General features: G+C 38.1%; 19 protein-coding genes and 4 pseudogenes. 20 read left to right on the forward strand and 3 right to left on the reverse strand.

Annotated elements, in window-relative coordinates:
* Nucleotides 1-43 precede the first annotated feature (43 nt).
* The 6 genes and pseudogenes from AAZO_RS03800 to AAZO_RS36725 all read left to right on the forward strand — a co-directional run bounded on the left by AAZO_RS03800 (nt 44) and on the right by AAZO_RS36725 (nt 3,213).
* Nucleotides 44-1,362 (forward strand): annotated as a pseudogene (locus AAZO_RS03800) (IS701 family transposase).
* Between the two features lie 34 nt (nt 1,363-1,396).
* A complete protein-coding gene (locus AAZO_RS03805; protein WP_013190233.1) occupies nt 1,397-1,615 on the forward strand; it encodes a hypothetical protein in 219 nt (72 codons plus the stop codon).
* Between the two features lie 196 nt (nt 1,616-1,811).
* Nucleotides 1,812-2,057, forward strand: coding sequence for a hypothetical protein (locus AAZO_RS36710; protein WP_013190234.1), 246 nt, complete (start codon nt 1,812-1,814; stop codon nt 2,055-2,057).
* Between the two features lie 145 nt (nt 2,058-2,202).
* Nucleotides 2,203-2,439 (forward strand): hypothetical protein, encoded by a 237-nt coding sequence (locus AAZO_RS36715; RefSeq protein WP_228371489.1) that lies wholly within the window; start codon nt 2,203-2,205, stop codon nt 2,437-2,439.
* Nucleotides 2,440-2,514: 75 nt separating this feature from the next.
* On the forward strand, nt 2,515-3,039 hold the full coding sequence (locus tag AAZO_RS36720; RefSeq protein ID WP_228371490.1) for a lipopolysaccharide biosynthesis protein: 525 nt from the start codon (nt 2,515-2,517) through the stop codon (nt 3,037-3,039).
* A complete protein-coding gene (locus AAZO_RS36725) occupies nt 3,040-3,213 on the forward strand; it encodes a hypothetical protein (protein WP_228371491.1) in 174 nt (57 codons plus the stop codon).
* Nucleotides 3,214-3,689: 476 nt separating this feature from the next.
* Here the strand turns inward: AAZO_RS36725 and AAZO_RS03815 are convergent, their stop codons facing one another.
* Nucleotides 3,690-4,271 (reverse strand): YbhB/YbcL family Raf kinase inhibitor-like protein, encoded by a 582-nt coding sequence (locus tag AAZO_RS03815; protein ID WP_013190237.1) that lies wholly within the window; start codon nt 4,269-4,271, stop codon nt 3,690-3,692.
* A 498-nt stretch (nt 4,272-4,769) separates the two neighbouring features.
* Between AAZO_RS03815 and AAZO_RS03820 the strand changes: the two genes are divergently transcribed.
* Nucleotides 4,770-5,051, forward strand: coding sequence for a hypothetical protein (locus tag AAZO_RS03820; protein WP_013190238.1), 282 nt, complete (start codon nt 4,770-4,772; stop codon nt 5,049-5,051).
* 601 nt (nt 5,052-5,652) lie between these two features.
* Here AAZO_RS03820 and AAZO_RS03825 read toward each other — a convergent pair.
* Nucleotides 5,653-5,913 carry a hypothetical protein gene (locus AAZO_RS03825; protein WP_013190240.1) on the reverse strand — a complete coding sequence of 87 codons (261 nt, stop codon included), beginning with the start codon at nt 5,911-5,913 and terminating at the stop codon, nt 5,653-5,655.
* A gap of 50 nt (nt 5,914-5,963) precedes the next feature.
* Nucleotides 5,964-6,668: an iron-sulfur cluster biosynthesis transcriptional regulator SufR gene (gene sufR, locus AAZO_RS03830; protein WP_013190241.1), complete on the reverse strand. Its 705-nt coding sequence runs from the start codon at nt 6,666-6,668 to the stop codon at nt 5,964-5,966.
* A 210-nt stretch (nt 6,669-6,878) separates the two neighbouring features.
* On the opposite strand from sufR, the gene sufB reads away from it, so the two are divergent.
* From sufB to AAZO_RS03885, 13 genes and pseudogenes are all read left to right on the forward strand, one after another.
* Nucleotides 6,879-8,318: a Fe-S cluster assembly protein SufB gene (sufB, locus tag AAZO_RS03835; protein ID WP_013190242.1), complete on the forward strand. Its 1,440-nt coding sequence runs from the start codon at nt 6,879-6,881 to the stop codon at nt 8,316-8,318.
* A gap of 84 nt (nt 8,319-8,402) precedes the next feature.
* On the forward strand, nt 8,403-9,188 hold the full coding sequence (sufC, locus tag AAZO_RS03840) for a Fe-S cluster assembly ATPase SufC (RefSeq protein WP_013190243.1): 786 nt from the start codon (nt 8,403-8,405) through the stop codon (nt 9,186-9,188).
* A 2-nt stretch (nt 9,189-9,190) separates the two neighbouring features.
* The gene (gene sufD, locus AAZO_RS03845; protein ID WP_013190244.1) at nt 9,191-10,537 is read left to right on the forward strand and encodes a Fe-S cluster assembly protein SufD; all 1,347 of its coding nucleotides are present in this window, start codon (nt 9,191-9,193) and stop codon (nt 10,535-10,537) included.
* A gap of 134 nt (nt 10,538-10,671) precedes the next feature.
* The gene (locus tag AAZO_RS03850; protein ID WP_013190245.1) at nt 10,672-11,943 is read left to right on the forward strand and encodes a cysteine desulfurase; all 1,272 of its coding nucleotides are present in this window, start codon (nt 10,672-10,674) and stop codon (nt 11,941-11,943) included.
* A 428-nt stretch (nt 11,944-12,371) separates the two neighbouring features.
* Complete coding sequence (locus tag AAZO_RS40895; RefSeq protein ID WP_266888090.1) at nt 12,372-12,500, forward strand: hypothetical protein; 129 nt, start codon at nt 12,372-12,374, stop codon at nt 12,498-12,500.
* 268 nt (nt 12,501-12,768) lie between these two features.
* Nucleotides 12,769-12,978, forward strand: a complete 210-nt coding sequence (locus AAZO_RS03855) for a hypothetical protein (protein WP_041639433.1) — start codon at nt 12,769-12,771, stop codon at nt 12,976-12,978.
* Nucleotides 12,979-13,346: 368 nt separating this feature from the next.
* Nucleotides 13,347-14,451, forward strand: a pseudogene (locus tag AAZO_RS33255) (IS630 family transposase).
* 120 nt (nt 14,452-14,571) lie between these two features.
* Nucleotides 14,572-14,784 (forward strand): annotated as a pseudogene (locus AAZO_RS36730) (hypothetical protein); the annotation flags it as partial.
* Between the two features lie 88 nt (nt 14,785-14,872).
* On the forward strand, nt 14,873-15,055 hold the full coding sequence (locus AAZO_RS03870; RefSeq protein WP_338027025.1) for a hypothetical protein: 183 nt from the start codon (nt 14,873-14,875) through the stop codon (nt 15,053-15,055).
* 72 nt (nt 15,056-15,127) lie between these two features.
* Entirely contained in the window at nt 15,128-15,316 is a 189-nt protein-coding gene (locus AAZO_RS33260) for a hypothetical protein (protein ID WP_144031233.1), read from the forward strand.
* A gap of 84 nt (nt 15,317-15,400) precedes the next feature.
* Nucleotides 15,401-15,631 (forward strand): winged helix-turn-helix domain-containing protein, encoded by a 231-nt coding sequence (locus AAZO_RS43315; RefSeq protein ID WP_049790944.1) that lies wholly within the window; start codon nt 15,401-15,403, stop codon nt 15,629-15,631.
* Nucleotides 15,632-15,724: 93 nt separating this feature from the next.
* Nucleotides 15,725-16,204 (forward strand): transposase, encoded by a 480-nt coding sequence (locus tag AAZO_RS03880; protein WP_041639436.1) that lies wholly within the window; start codon nt 15,725-15,727, stop codon nt 16,202-16,204.
* 30 nt (nt 16,205-16,234) lie between these two features.
* Nucleotides 16,235-16,726 (forward strand): annotated as a pseudogene (locus tag AAZO_RS03885) (Uma2 family endonuclease); the annotation flags it as partial.
* Between the last annotated feature and the right edge of the window lie 112 nt (nt 16,727-16,838).

Here is a 16,838-nt window from a genome sequence, read left to right on the forward strand (position 1 = left end):
GTATAGTGCAGTTTCGGTATAGCTTTCACCTTAAAAGAAGCTGATGAAAGAAACCACTGGCGCAGCAATGGCAGCATGGTTTGAAAGATGGTGTCAAAGGATGGATGATGTATTTACTCATCAAGGGGAAAGAAGAGAGTTTAGACATGATTTAGGGGTATGATTGGGTGAAAGTGAGAGAAAAAACCTATTTCAAATGGCAGAGAATGCCCTAGGGGTGATGACGTACCAGCGATGACACCACGTTTTAACTGAAGCACAAGCACCTTGGTAGAGTTCCCAAGTCAATGACCGTCGGTTAGAGATTATGAACAAGTATAGTCAGAGGAGAATCACCAGAGGATTTAGCTTAATAATCGGTGATTATGGCCATAGAAAAAGGGGGAATCTTAGGGATGGAGTAGGAAGAAAATATATTGGAGAAATTGGGAAAAGGGATAATGGAATAGTAGTAGTAACAACACATGTAGTAGTAACAACACATACATCTATTATGATGCCAGTAAAAGCTTACCATTACATATAGAGTTATATCACCACGGTGATTCTTTACCCAAAGGGAAACAAGACCCTCTATTTGAGAATAAACCTGAGTTAGGAATTAAATTAATAGATCTGACCTTAAGCCGTGGTAATCAACCAGGAATAGTAATTATAGATCCTGGATATGGCCATAATACATCTTTCTTATTAAAGAAAGAGAATCGGAATTGAAAGTATTGAGGAGGATTAGCTAAAAATCCCAAAATCCTTGCCAGTGACCAAGAGGATAGTCCACAAATAATTAGGTTAGATGAATTAGCACAAAGTTTACCCCAAGAGGCTTTTACAGACATTCAACTGTAGTTAGATAAACCCAAAACATTATGGGTAGTAACTAAAGAAGTAGAAATATCGGCCTTAACTGGAAAGGGCAATATTGCTATCGTCATCAAGGCTTCTACTTTCTCTCAAGCCACTGATATGGACTACTTTATGACCAATGTTTCTTCATCAATTGTCACACCCCAATGCATAGTTAATACATATTCTCAAAGGAATTGGGTAGAAGTTGTTTACAGGGAAGCCAAGGGATGGTTAGGACTCAAAGAATATCAAGTTGGAGATAATAGCAGTTGACTGCAACATTTTATTTTGGTTTGCTGTGCCTACACTTTTATTCTTTGCCATCAGTGGACTGGAGGACTAAGACCAAGGTGGGCTAAGAAACCTTTGAATACTTTTACTGAAGCTTTAGAAGCGTTGAGAATAGCCATATCTTTTCTATTTATTGATTGGTTCAACTGGAATCCGGACGTTTTTCCTTCTTATCAAGCCAGTTTAGGCTACATTTGGGCTTTATTTTTGTTTACGTCCCGCTAATCGCAGGTGTGTCAGAAGTCCATTAATTTCAGATATGACCCATTTGCATTGTTATAAGTTACCTGATTTATGGGCTTACTTAACTTCTATGGATTTACAAGTAGAAGGATATAGAGTGGTTTTTGACGCAGAACATAAACCCTTGATCAAGCGAGGTTTAGAATTACTAGGTAAATATATGATTACTCATATTTTGGGTCTTGATTATGCCGATAATATACTTGTAATAGCTCATAAATCGTCTCTTACTTAATAAAGATACAGCAGGACTCAGAAGTCAGGAGTAAAACTATCTTGCTGTCTAGGTTTTAATTTATATTCTGTACCTCATTGATCTGCAATCTGCTATGAAGAAAAAAACTCTATAACTACCACACAAGTCCAATGGATTGAATACAAATAAAATACAACGAACTGGACGCTCAGTAGTTAACTTTAGTACTGAACTTATGTTACAATTAGTGACACTGAGCATAAGTATATTCGGTACACCATTGCTGCTGTATTGGCTAGGTGATGAACGCTATGGCGCATTTCTCGCTGCTACTGATTGGGGCAATTATCTCAATCTTTTAGAATTGGGTATTAGTGGTTCATTATTGGCACTGTTAGCAAAAGCAGTGGGAATTGGAGAACATCAGCAAATCCTCCTCACACTGGTAACCGGAATTAAACCCTACCTGAAAATATATTGATTGTAATGGTATTGGCAGGATTAGGGTTGGGTTTGTTCATGACTCATCTTGTACCAGTTCAAGGAATTTTAATTGGTGAACTACAAAAAGGTTACTGGGTAGGATTTATGGCTATTTGTTGTTGCCATTAACCCCTTTTCGACTTTTGGCACATGCCAGCCAACGCAGCTATTTTGCCAACGTTTTTATCATGTTTCAAAGCTTATTAATCACCGGGTTAGCACTGTTGCTGGCATGGAAGGGATTTGCTATTACTGGACAATTCTTAGCTGTACTTGCTGGCAATATTGGGTTTCAGGCTTTGATATGTTGGGATGGGTTGCGTCGTTATCAACATGTTTTTTCAGCAATTAAAGATCATAAAGCCCAGATTCCGATTTAAAAACAACTGTGGCAACTCAACTGGTCAACATTTACTCTCAGGCTTTCAAGCCAATTAGGCTTATTCACTGATAATATGATCATCTCCTATAGCCTCAGTCCCGCCACAGTTGTACCGTTTTTTGTCACCCAACGTTTAGCGGCATTAGCACAGACACAAATACAAGGAATTGGTAATGTAACTTGGGCGGCTCTTGCTGATCTCTATGCTCAAGGAGAAACAGAAAGATTCAATGCTCGTTTGATTGAATTGACGTGGTTGCTAGCACTGATGGGAGTAACTTTTATGGTTGTGATCGCATCTTCTAACCATCATCTTATTACATTGTGGGTAGGAGAAGATCGTTGTGGTGGTGATGGACTCACCCTAATAGCAGCCTGTAATGGATTCTTACAAGGGCTTTTATCGCTTTGGGGATGGTGTTTTAGTGGCACTGGCAAGCAACCTAAATTAGTTCGACCTGCAACGCTTGCATCTGTAATTAAGTTTTTATCCTGCCTGATCTGCACTCACTTTCTTGGTATTATTGGTCCGCTGTTAGGTACTTTTATTGCATTTACAACCGTCAGTTTATGGCAGTTGCCCCTATTAATGCGATAAGTGTTTGGTACATCGTTGAAACAGCTTTCTTTAGCAGTGGCTCAACCTTTAACAATTGGACTTCCTTACGGTTTAGCAGTTTGGTGGATTGCTAAAAGCCACACTCCTTGGAACTGGTTAGGATTAGCTACAGAAATTGGTTTGACTGCACTAATCTACTTGGTTATAGCTTGATTATTAGTATTGAATAAATCTGAGCGTCAGCAGTGGAGCAATAGGTTACCTATGCTGTTTTCAATCTTTCATCGCAAGTAAATTTTTAGGTTGTACTCTTTATGGCTGCGGTGCTATAGACGTTTCCTGTATTTGGTTCCGGAGATTGATCAAGATTAATTCTATATAAAAGGTTTGTGCTTTTATTCTATTGAATCAATAAAGTCAATATTCCCAAAGGTATATTCAGAGTATTCCTCCAGATAGATGAGGTGTGAGGGAAATACATTATATCTTCAATAATGAGAGGTAATACTAGATAAAGAATTATCTAACTACTTCGTCACCCAACTGCAGCCTACCTATTTATCTAATTTCTCTGCTAAATACCCTCTCCCCAAAAGAGGCATTAATGACTTCAAATTATCCCTTTATAGGTTCTAATTTATCTAGAAACTATGGAGGGTTTTTTTTATTTTGCAAGCAATGTTTATGATTTAACGCTGGCGTTGGTAGCGGCCAATTAATTCTGCTTTTTCCAAAATATGGCCTTCCATTGCGCTTATCATTTGGCTTTTACTAGCACCAGTTCCTAAACTCAATTTTTGATCTAAAGCATAAAGTTGGAAAAAATAGCGATGGATTCCACTAGGGGGACAAAGACCACCATAACCCAACTTGCCAAAATCATTTTTACCCTGTACACCACCACTAGGAATAGTTTTACTACCAATTATTTTTTCTGGTAGTTGATTAACTGTGGGGGTAATATCATAAATTACCCAATGTACAAAATTCCTTGCTAGTGCATCTGGATCATCAACAATTAATGCTAAACTTTGCGTTTCCGATGGAATTTCATCCCAACTTAAGGGTGGGGAAATATCAGCACCATCACAGGTATATTTGGCAGGAATTAAGCCATTATTTATAAAGGCACTACTCGTTAATTTCATGGTTTTCACCTCCTGTTTAGATTCACTGCGATTACCAGTAAGACTACAACTACTAATCAGCCATAATCCTACTAATCCAAATATAGCGAAGCTTTGATTGAGAAAACCTCGTCTTTGGGGCATATATATTATTAGTTTCTGTAAAGTGAATTAACAACAGTGTAACGTGCTTATTAAAAACGTTTGTATTGCCAGCTAATACTCTAATACAGAGGAAAGTTTCAACTGAAGATGACTGGTAAAGTAAGTATTACGTAAATAATTCATCAAATTAAAAGCTGTGGAGAAAATCCTAGACGAAGCCTTAGTAGTTCGAGGAGGACTCAACCGTCCTGAATATATCCAGGTGGAATAGGTCTTCACCCAAGTGAAGTGGGATAAGAGGAATTTCAGTGCAATGTGGAGTAGGATTATCAATAGAGGAGTTAGCAGCAGTAATCCGTAATGGGCAAATAGGAATGGGCAAATAGGTGATACAACAGTAGGAGAAGTTCGCAAAGCAGGTGGTGATGTAGTCAGAACTTCTGGTATGGGTTATCATGGAATGTTAACTGGCTTAACCCGTGAGCAAATCAGCAATCTTCTAACACCTACAATTCCTAAACCAAAGTAACCATCATTATGGAGATTATTAATGTCTACACTAGTAGATTAGAATCGCAGGTTGATAATAATCAACAAAAACTTTTCAATAATAAATTGATAGTTTTCGCAGAGTTTAATAATGGTGATGAAGAGGGTCATCTTCGTTTAAATCCTATTGGCACAATGGATGATCTAGTAAATCAAAATATGGAGTTACAAGATGGTAAAATAATGACTTTTTATAGCGAACATTTAGAAGTAGATGGAATAATTAAACATTCTCAAGAAGAGAACATTTGGGTTGCAATTATTAATTAGGATAACATCAGGCAAGCGGAAGAGATAAAAGTATCTAAGAGGAAATTTCTTGATTTTTTGGAAAAGCTAACACATACTTTTGTAGTATTGCATAACCTACTAAAATTTGTATATACTTCCAAACCAGATGATAAAAGATTAATCCAGAATGACCTTGAAGATTTACTGGATGCAATGAAAGATGATATAAAATATATATTCTCAGGCTGCCCTTGCTCATGACCAATACATTAGCGATTATGAATTTTATCAGCAATTTGTGAATACCTTTGGGAAAGAAGAAGCTGATGAAGTATGGGCGGATAGAGGATGGGATACAAAGCTTGTACTAAGAGATTTTTTGCGTATACTCATGGGCGAGCCTGAATTACATCAAATAATTAAAAACAGAGGAGTCAATTTCGATGAATATATATAATATTGCTGTAACTTTTCGCCAAGAGCAGGTTAATGATTCTGAAACTGTGCTGCACCGAACAGAAGAGTAAGCAATAGACAGATTAAGAGAATTAATCTGCCGTCGTTAATCTTAGTAGTTATCCAGTTTGTTTCAAGGCTGTGCAATCAAAAAGCTAGAAGTCTAAGAATTACAAATTATTTACTACCACTTCAAAAACGCTTCCTCAACTCCTTTCTCTCTCCTAATTTCCGCATCAATTTCAAACCAATTAATAATCTGCTTTGTTGTTAACTCCTCAATCCGTACGTCATATTCCTTGGCAATGTGTTGTAAAATTCTCAAAGAAGAAATTGTCAATCTAGTTAAAAACTTTTCAGGAGAAGATAACAAAGCGGCATCAACTTGAGAGGATTCGTCTAGAGTTAAAAATTGAGTTGATGATTGATTAGGGGAAATATCCATAAAAATTCAAAATTCAAAATTTGCTAGATTCGTGTAAAATTGCTACTTTCTTAATTCTCAACTTCTGTAACTCCTGTAACTCCTGAACTTCTTTGTACCAAATAACCACAACGATGTTCACCATCAATCAACCAGTGAGTACGCTTTACAGTACAATCTGGTAAAATTGCAGCAAACATTTCTAACTCATGACCGCAAATGCTGGGAAAAGACTCAGCAACATTAGAAATAGCGCAGGTATGTTCCATAAAAATAAATCTTTCACTGTGAGCAGAATCAGACTCTACGGGGTAAAACTCCGCCATAAACCCTTCCGCTTTTCGCAATTCTACCAAATTTGCTACCCGTTCCTGTAAAGAACCAGTACCTACTCTTTCCCGATATTCTTGCGCCTTACGTTCCCATTGTTTTTGTAAGATAGTCTTGACTTGTTCCCGTCCCACAGTGGCCGCTAATGTATCCAACAGGGAAACAGCAAAGTCGCCATAACCATCACTCAAGCGGTTTACATTTCTTTGTAATTGTTCCCGTCCCCTTTGACTCAGCTGATAAAGATGCTGGGGACGACCCATACCCACTTGTTCAGGGACAAAATATACAACTAAATTATCAGTCTCCAAATCCTTTAAATGACGGCGAATAGCTTGGGGACTGACTTCTAAGACTTCTGCAAGCTCCAGGGAGGTGGCTTGTACTTCTTTTAAAAGATACTCTAGAATATCCTGCTTCGTTGAGGACTGCTGGGTAGTCGCCATTTTAGTCCCAAAAAAAATTTCTGAAAATTTGACTTAAACAACATTGTTGTTGTTAATCTAACGTACAATGAAATTATAGATTAAACAACAGCCGAGTTGTTTTAGTCGTTAAACCTATTCTAGCAGTCCTGTTAGCGATTGGTAACACAAAACGGGAATCAGCGTTAAGCACCCCGTCGCCCATCCTTTAAAGAGAATACGAGAGAACCGATGAGCGCATCTGTCAAAACCTTAGTCAACCAACCTTACAAGTACGGCTTTGTCACTGATATTGAAGCCGACACTATCCCACGGGGACTAAATGAAGACGTTATTCGCCTGATTTCCGCAAAAAAGAACGAACCGGAATTCATGTTGGAGTATCGTCTCCGAGCCTACCACCAATGGCTGAAAATGATAGAACCAAGTTGGCCTCATGTCACTTATCCGCCAATTAATTATCAGGATATTATTTATTATTCTGCGCCGAAACAAAAAAAAGCCAAACTCAACAGCTTAGATGAAGTTGATCCCACTTTATTGGAAACCTTCGAGAAATTAGGTATTCCTTTAAATGAACAAAAGCGATTAAGCAATGTAGCTGTTGATGCGATTTTTGATAGTGTTTCTGTTGCCACTACATTTAAAGAGAATCTTGCCAAAGATGGCGTAATTTTCTGTTCTATTTCTGAAGCACTTCAAGAACATCCAGAACTGATTAAAAAATATTTGGGTAGCGTTGTTCCTATTGCTGATAATTATTTTGCGGCTTTAAACGCTGCTGTGTTCAGCGATGGTTCTTTCGTCTACATTCCTAAAGGCGTAAAATGTCCAATGGAATTATCTACATATTTTCGTATTAACTCCGGTGATACAGGACAATTTGAAAGGACTTTAATTATCGCCGAAGAAGGTAGTTATGTTTCTTATTTAGAAGGTTGTACAGCCCCAATGTACGACAGCAACCAATTACACGCTGCGGTTGTAGAATTGGTTGCTTTGGATAATGCCGAAATTAAATATTCTACCGTGCAGAACTGGTACGCCGGTGATGCTAATGGTAAAGGTGGAATTTACAACTTTGTGACTAAGCGTGGTTTGTGTCAAGGTGTAAATTCTAAAATTTCTTGGACACAAGTAGAAACAGGTTCAGCTATTACTTGGAAGTATCCTAGTTGTGTTTTAGTTGGTGATAATTCTGTGGGTGAATTTTATTCTGTGGCGCTGACAAATAATATGCAGCAAGCTGACACAGGCACAAAAATGATTCACATCGGTAAAAACACTCGCAGTACAATTATTTCTAAAGGGATTTCTGCTGGTAAATCTAGTAATAGTTACCGGGGGTTAGTGAAAATTAATCCCACTGCAAAAGGCGCAAGAAATTATTCTCAATGTGACTCGATGTTAATTGGTGATAATGCTCAAGCTAATACTTTTCCTTATATTCAAGTTCAGAATAATAATGGAAAGGTTGAGCATGAAGCTTCTACTTCCAAAATAGGGGAAGATCAATTATTTTTCTTTGCTCAACGGGGTATTTCTTCGGAAGATGCTATTTCTATGATGATTAGCGGTTTCTGTAAGGATGTTTTTAATCAGCTTCCTATGGAGTTTGCTGTTGAGGCTAATAAGTTGTTGAGTCTGAAGTTGGAAGGTAGTGTGGGTTAGGTTGATCTTTTTGCTTTAAGGTTTTTTTGAATGAACCGCGAAGGCAGGTAGACGCGAAGTAAGAAGAAAGAGAAGAGAGAGAACATGATTATTGAGAAGAGTGATTTGATTTTGTCGGTTAAGGGTTTGACGGCTGATGTTGATGGAACTCCAATTTTGAAGGGTTTAAATCTGGATGTTCGTGCTGGTGAAATTCACGCAATTATGGGACCAAATGGTTCTGGTAAGAGTACCTTTTCTAAGGTATTAGCGGGACATCCAGCTTATAGTGTGACTGGTGGTGAGGTTATTTTTCAAGGTCAAAATCTTTTGGAAATGGAAGCTACTGAAAGAGCTAGAAGTGGTGTATTTTTAGCTTTTCAATATCCTTTGGAAATTCCTGGTGTGAGCAATTTAGATTTTTTACGGGTTGCTTATAATTCTCGAAGAAAAGCTCAAGGTTTAGAAGAAGTTGACGCTTTCGATTTTGATGATTTGGTTGAGGAAAAGTTGGATATTGTAAAAATGAATCCTGCTTTTCTTAACCGCAGTCTGAATGAGGGTTTCTCTGGTGGTGAGAAAAAGCGGAATGAAATTCTGCAAATGGGAATTTTAGAACCGAGACTGGCAATTTTAGATGAAACAGATTCGGGTTTGGATATCGACGCCTTGAAGATTGTGGCTAATGGGGTTAATCAATTAACCAGTCCTGAAAATGCCACAATTATGATTACTCACTATCAGCGTCTGCTTGATTATATTGTTCCTGATTTTGTGCATGTGATGGCGCAGGGACAAATTATTAGAAGTGGTGGTAAGGAGTTGGCGCTTGAGTTGGAATCTCGTGGTTATAATTGGGTTTTGGAAGAAGCTTTAGGGGTAGGTGTATAGTCATGACTATTCAAGTTTCTCCCAGTTCTATTTCTGATTCTTTGTTAAATAGAGATGCTTTTTTAAATGGGTTATTAAATCAGGTAACTACATCTGCAACAACTGGTTGGTTACAACAACTGCGTGACAGTGCTGTTAAATGGGTACGTCATTCTGTTATTCCCAACACCCGCAATGAAGAATGGCGTTTTACTGATTTATCTCTTTTAAAAGAGGTTGAATTTAATAGTGTAGATATTAAGACTTTAGAGAAGTTTCAGGAAACAGCTTTAGATGTTGAGATTTTCTCTGAAGTTTCTCATTGCTTAGTATTTGTAAATGGTATTTTTGCCCCTAATTTATCTGCAATTACTAATTTGCCTCCTGGGCTAAAAATTGGTAATTTGGATATTTTACCTGATGCAGTTGCACAGGAATATTTAGCTCAGTCTGAGGGTACAAGGGACGTTTTTACTACTCTGAATACTGCTGGTTTAAATGATGTTGCAGTGGTATGGGTTGGTAAAAATGTGGTGGTTCAAAATCCCATTTATCTGTTATTTATTTCTGTTGCTGGTGAGTCTGCCATTATTTCTCAGCCTCGTTGTTTAGTGGTAGCTGAAAGTAACTCTCAGGTGAGTTTAATTGAAGAATATACGAACCGCAGAGGCGCAGAGAAGGCAGAGGATGAGGTTTACTTTGCTAATAGTGTTACGGAAATCTGGGTAAATGAAAATGCTCAGGTGAGCCATACTAGAGTTGTGATGCAAGGTGAAGCGGCTTTCCATATTGGTAAAACTGCTGTGACTCAGGCACAATATAGTCGTTATAGTTGTAATGCTGTGACTGTCGGTGGAAAAATATCACGTCACAATTTGGAGATTTTGCAAACTGGTGAGCAAACAGAAACAACGCTGAATGGTTTAACAGTTATTGCTGAGAAACAGTTAGCTGATACTCACAGTGTGCTATTTTTAAATCATCCTCATGGTGTGAGTAAACATTTACATAAGTGCATTATAGGTGATCGCGCTCATGGTGTATTTAATGGCAAGATTTTCGTCCCCAAACACGCACAGTTAACTGATGCATACCAGCTAAACCGCAATTTATTGTTATCATCCAAAGCGCGAGTTGATACCAAACCCCAACTGGAAATCACTGCTGATAATGTTAAATGCTCTCATGGTGCTACTGTCAGTCAGTTGGAGGATGATGAAATTTTCTATCTGCAAAGTCGTGGTATTGATCGAAATAATGCACGTAAGTTATTAGTTAATGCTTTCGCTTCGGAAATTATTAACTTTATACCTGTTAGTCCTTTGCGAGAGAAGCTATTGAAGACAGTAGTAAGTCTCACACATAAGTAATGAAAAATGCAGAATTTAGGAGTGAAAGAAAGAAGCATATTTAAAAATTCTTCAACTACTAAATTCTAAAAATCATTCTGATAGCAAAGCTTGGTAATAGCCATACTCCTAAATTCCTACACTTCTTGTTAAAAATGACATTCACTTCTACCAAAACACTAGGTGATAAGGTTCGCAAAGACTTCCCCATTTTACATCAGGAAGTTCACGGTAAGCCTTTGGTTTATCTTGATAATGCAGCTACTTCCCAAAAGCCTTTAGCTGTATTAAATGCTTGGCGCGATTATTACGAACAATATAATTCTAATGTCCACCGTGGCGCACATTTTTTGAGTGCAAAAGCCACTGATGCTTATGAAGCAGCACGGGATAAAGTTGCTAATTTTATTAATGCGAAATCACGTCAAGACATTGTTTATACGCGGAACGCTAGTGAGGCTATTAACCTAGTAGCTTACAGTTGGGGAATGAAAAATTTACAACCGGGAGATGAAATTATTCTCTCAGTGATGGAACACCATAGTAATATTGTTCCTTGGCAATTTGTTGCCCAAAAAACAGGCGCAGTCTTAAAATTTGTTGAATTGACACCAGAAGAAACTTTCGATTTGGAACAGTTTAAAAAACTGATTTCTGAAAAAACAAAACTGGTGTCAGTGGTTCATATTTCTAACACTTTGGGTTGTATCAATCCAGTTAAAGAGATAGCTGAAATTGCTCACAGATACGATGCGAAATTCTTAATGGATGCTTGCCAAAGTGTCCCTCATATGCCTATTGATGTCCAAGAAATTAACTGTGATTGGTTGGTAGCTTCTGGCCATAAAATGTGCGCTCCAACTGGTATCGGCTTTTTGTATGGTAAGTTGGAATTATTAGAAGCAATGCCACCATTTTTCGGTGGTGGTGAAATGATTGCTGAGGTATATTTAGACCATTCTACCTATGCAGATTTACCCCATAAATTCGAAGCTGGTACACCTGCTATTGGGGAAGCAATCGCACTGGGTGCAGCCATAGATTATCTTACTCATATAGGAATAGGTATGGATAAAATCCATGCTTATGAAGCCGAATTAACAGCTTATTTGTTCGAGCAATTAGAACAAATACCCCAAATTAGAATCTATGGACCAAAACCTAATGCTCAAGGGGAAGGTAGATCCGCATTAGCAGCATTTACAGCAGAAGGTGTCCATGCCAATGATTTAGCAACATTGTTAGATCAAGAAGGTGTAGCCATACGTTCTGGACATCATTGTACACAACCATTACACCGTTATTTAGGTTTAGCGGGAACAGCACGAGCGAGTTTATCTTTTTACAATACTAGTCAGGAAATTGATGTTTTCATCAAGGCTTTGAAGGAGACGCTGGACTTTTTTGCTAGTGTATTCGGTGAGTAAATATTGTGTGAATATTGAGTGGGTAATTCCCACCTTTTTGATTTCTCATGCAGAGACGCAGAGACGCAAAAAGAATATTAGTAGAACTATCACAAGGATTAAGTGGTAAGTGTCATTTTATTAGTCGTTCTCCGGAATTCTTAATTGTTAATGCTCCAGTTATAACAATTGTGGAAGGATTCAGGTGGTCGGGTATTGACAAGTGTGATAGGAGAGGCAGAATATAGCAGTTATGGAAAAGAAGCTGCCACCAAAACTAGACAGAGAGATATTGAAGCAGTTGGGAACACAGCAACTGGTAGAAATCATTATTGACCAGGGGAAAAGTATAGAGAAGCTAACAAAATAGAGTAGTAGAACTGGAAAAAGAAATAGAGAAACTCAAAGTCAGTAGAGATTTAGAGACCATAACATGATCGAAACCACCCTTGGGAGACATCCTGAAAAAAACCGAGAACAAACAACAAGAGAAACCAGAAGAGAACCAGACACCAAAACGGAAACCAGGAGGACAACCAGGGCATAGGGAAAAAGGAGAAAGGTGTTTGGTGGAGTAGATAGAATAGATTTGAGATAGTGGGACGGCAAGTGTATAGATTTGAGATAGTGGGACGGCAAGTGTGTGGATGGTGAGGTCAGGGGGAATTGTTTGGCGAACCAATAAAAATCCAAACACAACAAGTAGGGGAGTTGGTGGACAGGCCAATCCAAATAGTAGAATATGAAAGATATACGTAGATTTCCAGTGTGTGTTGGGAAACACAAAGGGCACACTAGTCACCAGATATAGTACCGGGACAAGATATAGGAATCACACAACAACAAGTGTTGTGTGAACTGGGTCAAATAGAAATTGGAGTGGGAATATTAGTAGCTACCAATGAAGGAATAGATGGTTCAGTGGCTCAAAGTATTCATAGCCTCAAACAGTGGATAAAACAAACCCAGCCTCATATCCTTGGGGATGAAACACTCTGGGTAGTCAAAGGGGTGAAACAATGGTTATGGATTTTTGCCAATAGTGACTTCCCTTGATTTCATGGGTCTGATACTCCTTGTCCTGGCGAATTAGAATCTATTCTGGGTTCAAGTTACTCTGGTGTAATCAGTTCTGATGACTTTACTGCCTATAACGGTTATCCGGTTACAGCTCAACAGAAATGTCAGGCACATCTACCCTACCCCGTCACTTCAAGACACTAATCAAGATTCCTGGCTTCAATCACCAAGAAATTGGCACAAAATTCATGGACCTCATAGATGAAGGTTTTAAAAACTACCCTTTATTCCAACAAACCCAAAACCTTCATGAATTCTTGACTTGCCCATCCTAGTAGTCCACCAAGGCAATTTTGCTGGGTAAGCCCCTCTAATTGATACACTAGTCAAAAAAGGGGTTGACCATGGCAAAAAAGTATGTTGTAGATTTAAGCGAAGAGGAAGTTTTACAACTGCAAGCAATCCTCAAAAAAGGAAAGCACAAAGCAAGAAGTATAACCCGTGCAAACATTCTTTGAATGGCATCTGAGGGAGAAACGGACACGGCGCTGCCGCAGTTCGAGTTCATGTTGCCAAGGTGGAAAGGACAAGAGAAAAGTTTGTGATTGCTGGATTAGACTTTGCTTTAAAGGATGGGGAAAATCCATCAAAACCCAAAAAATTAGATGAAAAACAAGAAGCATTTTTGATTGCGACTGCTTGTTCTAATCCGCCAGAAGGAAGAGTGCGTTGGACAATGCAATTATTAGCGGAGCATTTAGTGAAGGTTGGTATCATAGATTCCATTTCAGACGAAATAATACGCCAAACTCTAAAAAAAATGAAATTAAACCGTGGTTAAAAGAACAGTAGTGTATTCCCGAAGTTAACCCAGAGTATGTGTTCAGAATGGAAGATGTTTTGGATTTGTACAATGAGCCATATGATCCGAAAAAACCTACACTCTGCCTAGATGAACGCCCATATCAATTAGTAGAAGAAGTAAGACTTCCTTTGCCACCAGAACCACATCAGCCTGAAGGTTATGATTGTGAGTATAAACGCAATGGTGTTGTAAATTTATTTGGCTTTTTTGAACCAATAGCCGGGTGGAGGCATATTGAAGTTACACAAAGTCGGACAAAAGCTGATTTTGCTAAACAATTAAAAGATTTAGTAGATGTTTATTACCCCCAAGCTGATGTGATACCTTTACTTGTTGATAACCTAAATATTCATACTCCAAGTGTTTTATATGAAGTTTTTTCTCCACAAGAAGCACGCCGCATTATTCAATAATTAGAGTTTCACTATACTCCTAAACACACTTCTTGGTTGAATCAAGTAGAAATTGAATTATCAGTGTTATCTCGCCAATGCTTAGAACGACGTATTCCTAATGTAGAAATATTATCTTCTGAAATTGCTACTTGGGAGTCACAGCGTAATCAACAAAAACCCAGTGTTTATTGGGGTTTTAAAACCAAGGATGCACGTAAAAAAATGCAGCGTTTATATCCGAGCATTTAACCTAGCAAAATTGCCTTGGCAGACTACTAGTTTCAACCAAAACTTGAATCTTCCATTCATTCATTGATAAAGCCCCAGGGGAACCTGGTAAACTTTTACCTTCCTTAGGCAATAGACCTTGATCATAATTTAGCTGAACCAAGGTTAGGTTTAGCACTGACACAACGAAAAGTCTGTGGTGGTTCTTTTTCTCTGGAGTTATTCCAACATCCTGCCAATTTATTGACGGTTATACAAACTTGTCACCGTCAAGCACTTTCTCTAATTGAGTTTTTTGACCAACCTATCAAAGCCATGGTTCACGTTGTTCTGCTTTCCATACACCTTCTTTAATCCCTCTACCTTACAACTGAATCCTTACATAATTGTAGAGGTTAAAGGAGAAAATATTGATGCAGGTTTAGGACAATGTGTAGCGGAAATGATAGCTGCAAGAATATCTAATGAACGTGAGGGTAATAATATTCCAACAATTTACGGAACTGTCACGACAGGTAGTAACTGGAAATTTTTAAAACTTATTAATCAAGTGGTAGAAATTGACTTGAGTGAATATTATATTAATAATATAGGTAAAAATCTAGGGTTTTATCTATTATCGTGATACCAAGTCTAAATGAGTGTAGATAGAACTGTAGAATAAAGAACATGGAAGATAAAGACTCATGAGGAAGTAATGGCACGCCCTTTCAATCTAGAAGTTCAAGAAAGTGCTGAGTATTTGTCAAAAAGCCTGAAAAATGCGCGGACAGCATTAGACAAAGAACGTTTACAAATGCTGTGGTGGATAAAAACAGAACAAGTAACCCAGCATCAAGAAGTGAGCCGAAGATTGGGCAGAGATGGGTCAACAATCACAGGATGATTACAAAGGTATGGAAAAGGAGGACTATCTTCTCTTTGAGAGGTAAAAACTGCGCCTGGGGTAACTCCTTTAATACAAGGTGAAATGCTATCACAACTAATATCAAAGTTAGAATCCCCCCAAGGGTTTAGTAGTTATAGGCAAATTGTGGAATGGCTAGAGCAAGAATGGCACGTCCAAGTCAAATACAAGACAGTTTACAGTTTAGTGTCCTACAAACTAGGGGCAAAATTGAAAGTACCTCGACCCATCAGCTCATCACAAGATGAGCAAGCTATAAACCTTTTTAAGAAAACATCCCCCTTGCCTTGGTAGCTTTAGAGAAACTATTGGGTGGGGGAAAACGACTGAGTTACCTGTGCCAGGACGAAACCAGATTAGGTTTGAAGACCGAAACTGGAGGAGTGAGTGATTACGGCTCGTGGTGTTAAACCTGTAGTGAGGGTGCAGTGGCCACGAAAAGCATTTTGGCTTTATGGAGTTGTTGAACCCACCTCTGGATGGCATTTTTGTCAGGAATATCCTCATCTAAACAGTGAGAATTTTCAGAAATTCTTGGATGTCCTATCTCAAGAATTAGGTTCTGATATGGCATTGATGCAGATGGATCAAGCTTCTGCACACCAAGCTTTGGCACTGTCTTGCCCTGAAAATATTATTCCCATTTTTCAACCATCTCACTCTCCTCAACTTAACCCCATGGAGCGATTATGGCAGTTTATTAAACGTCAGTTCAAAGGTGAAAGTCTCTCACATCTCGACCAATTGCGTCAACGAGTTCAAAATGAATTAGCTCAATTATCTTCTGAGGTCATCTCCTCTTTGACCAGTTATGATTTCATCCTTGAAGCTCTGTTTCACCAAGCTTTATTCTGTGCAGCCTCATAGAGAATTGGTATGACATAATAGGTATTGTATATGCTTTTCCAGTCAATTCCTGCTGAACAAAGAACAGTTTTATATAAGGTTAGCTCGGAAACCTTTGAAGCTTTTTTGAGAGATACAGGTGAGTATAGGGGTTCTCGCCTTGCTTATGACTGTGGTACTCTAGAAAGTATGACTCCACTGTTTGAACACGAAAACCCGAAAATTCAATTTGATAGATTAATATTTGCTTTAGCTGAAGAATTAAAATTAAAATTGGAAGTGCTGGTTCTAGAACATTAAAACGTCAACGAGTGACAAAAGCAATAGAACCAGATATTTGTTATTATATCCAAAATGAGCCCAAAATTAGAGGTAAACACGAATTTAGATTTAAAAATAGACCCTGCACCAGATTTAGCAATTGAAATTTATATTACTAGCAGTCCTGTGAAGAAATTTAATGTTTATTCGGCTTTAAATGTAGCTGAGATTTGGAGCTATGATGCTGAAATTTTGAGATTTTATCAATTAGTGGAAAATGAGTGAGTATTTAGATACTTCCTAGCGATATTGAACTTAACCAACAATCAGGAAGTATGGTATTAAATATACTTCCGTGCATCCTCTTGAAGTCCGTATTTCAGGAAATGATTAT

It is taken from the genome of 'Nostoc azollae' 0708, from assembly GCF_000196515.1.
In the GTDB taxonomy this organism is placed as follows: domain Bacteria; phylum Cyanobacteriota; class Cyanobacteriia; order Cyanobacteriales; family Nostocaceae; genus Trichormus_B; species Trichormus_B azollae.

Excerpts from the sequence above, each read along its gene's own strand:
- AAZO_RS03850 (WP_013190245.1), top strand. The coding sequence starts at position 10,672 with ATGACATTCACTTCTACCAAAACACTAGGTGATAAGGTTCGCAAAGAC.
- AAZO_RS36710 (WP_013190234.1), top strand. The coding sequence starts at position 1,812 with ATGTTACAATTAGTGACACTGAGCATAAGTATATTCGGTACACCATTG.
- AAZO_RS33260 (WP_144031233.1), top strand. The coding sequence starts at position 15,128 with ATGGCACGCCCTTTCAATCTAGAAGTTCAAGAAAGTGCTGAGTATTTG.
- AAZO_RS03820 (WP_013190238.1), top strand. The coding sequence starts at position 4,770 with ATGGAGATTATTAATGTCTACACTAGTAGATTAGAATCGCAGGTTGAT.
- sufR (WP_013190241.1), bottom strand. The coding sequence starts at position 6,668 with ATGGCGACTACCCAGCAGTCCTCAACGAAGCAGGATATTCTAGAGTAT.
- sufD (WP_013190244.1), top strand. The coding sequence starts at position 9,191 with ATGACTATTCAAGTTTCTCCCAGTTCTATTTCTGATTCTTTGTTAAAT.
- AAZO_RS03815 (WP_013190237.1), bottom strand. The coding sequence starts at position 4,271 with ATGCCCCAAAGACGAGGTTTTCTCAATCAAAGCTTCGCTATATTTGGA.
- AAZO_RS03870 (WP_338027025.1), top strand. The coding sequence starts at position 14,873 with ATGATAGCTGCAAGAATATCTAATGAACGTGAGGGTAATAATATTCCA.
- sufC (WP_013190243.1), top strand. The coding sequence starts at position 8,403 with ATGATTATTGAGAAGAGTGATTTGATTTTGTCGGTTAAGGGTTTGACG.
- AAZO_RS36720 (WP_228371490.1), top strand. The coding sequence starts at position 2,515 with ATGATCATCTCCTATAGCCTCAGTCCCGCCACAGTTGTACCGTTTTTT.
- AAZO_RS03805 (WP_013190233.1), top strand. The coding sequence starts at position 1,397 with ATGACCCATTTGCATTGTTATAAGTTACCTGATTTATGGGCTTACTTA.
- AAZO_RS43315 (WP_049790944.1), top strand. The coding sequence starts at position 15,401 with ATGCTATCACAACTAATATCAAAGTTAGAATCCCCCCAAGGGTTTAGT.
- AAZO_RS03825 (WP_013190240.1), bottom strand. The coding sequence starts at position 5,913 with ATGGATATTTCCCCTAATCAATCATCAACTCAATTTTTAACTCTAGAC.
- sufB (WP_013190242.1), top strand. The coding sequence starts at position 6,879 with ATGAGCGCATCTGTCAAAACCTTAGTCAACCAACCTTACAAGTACGGC.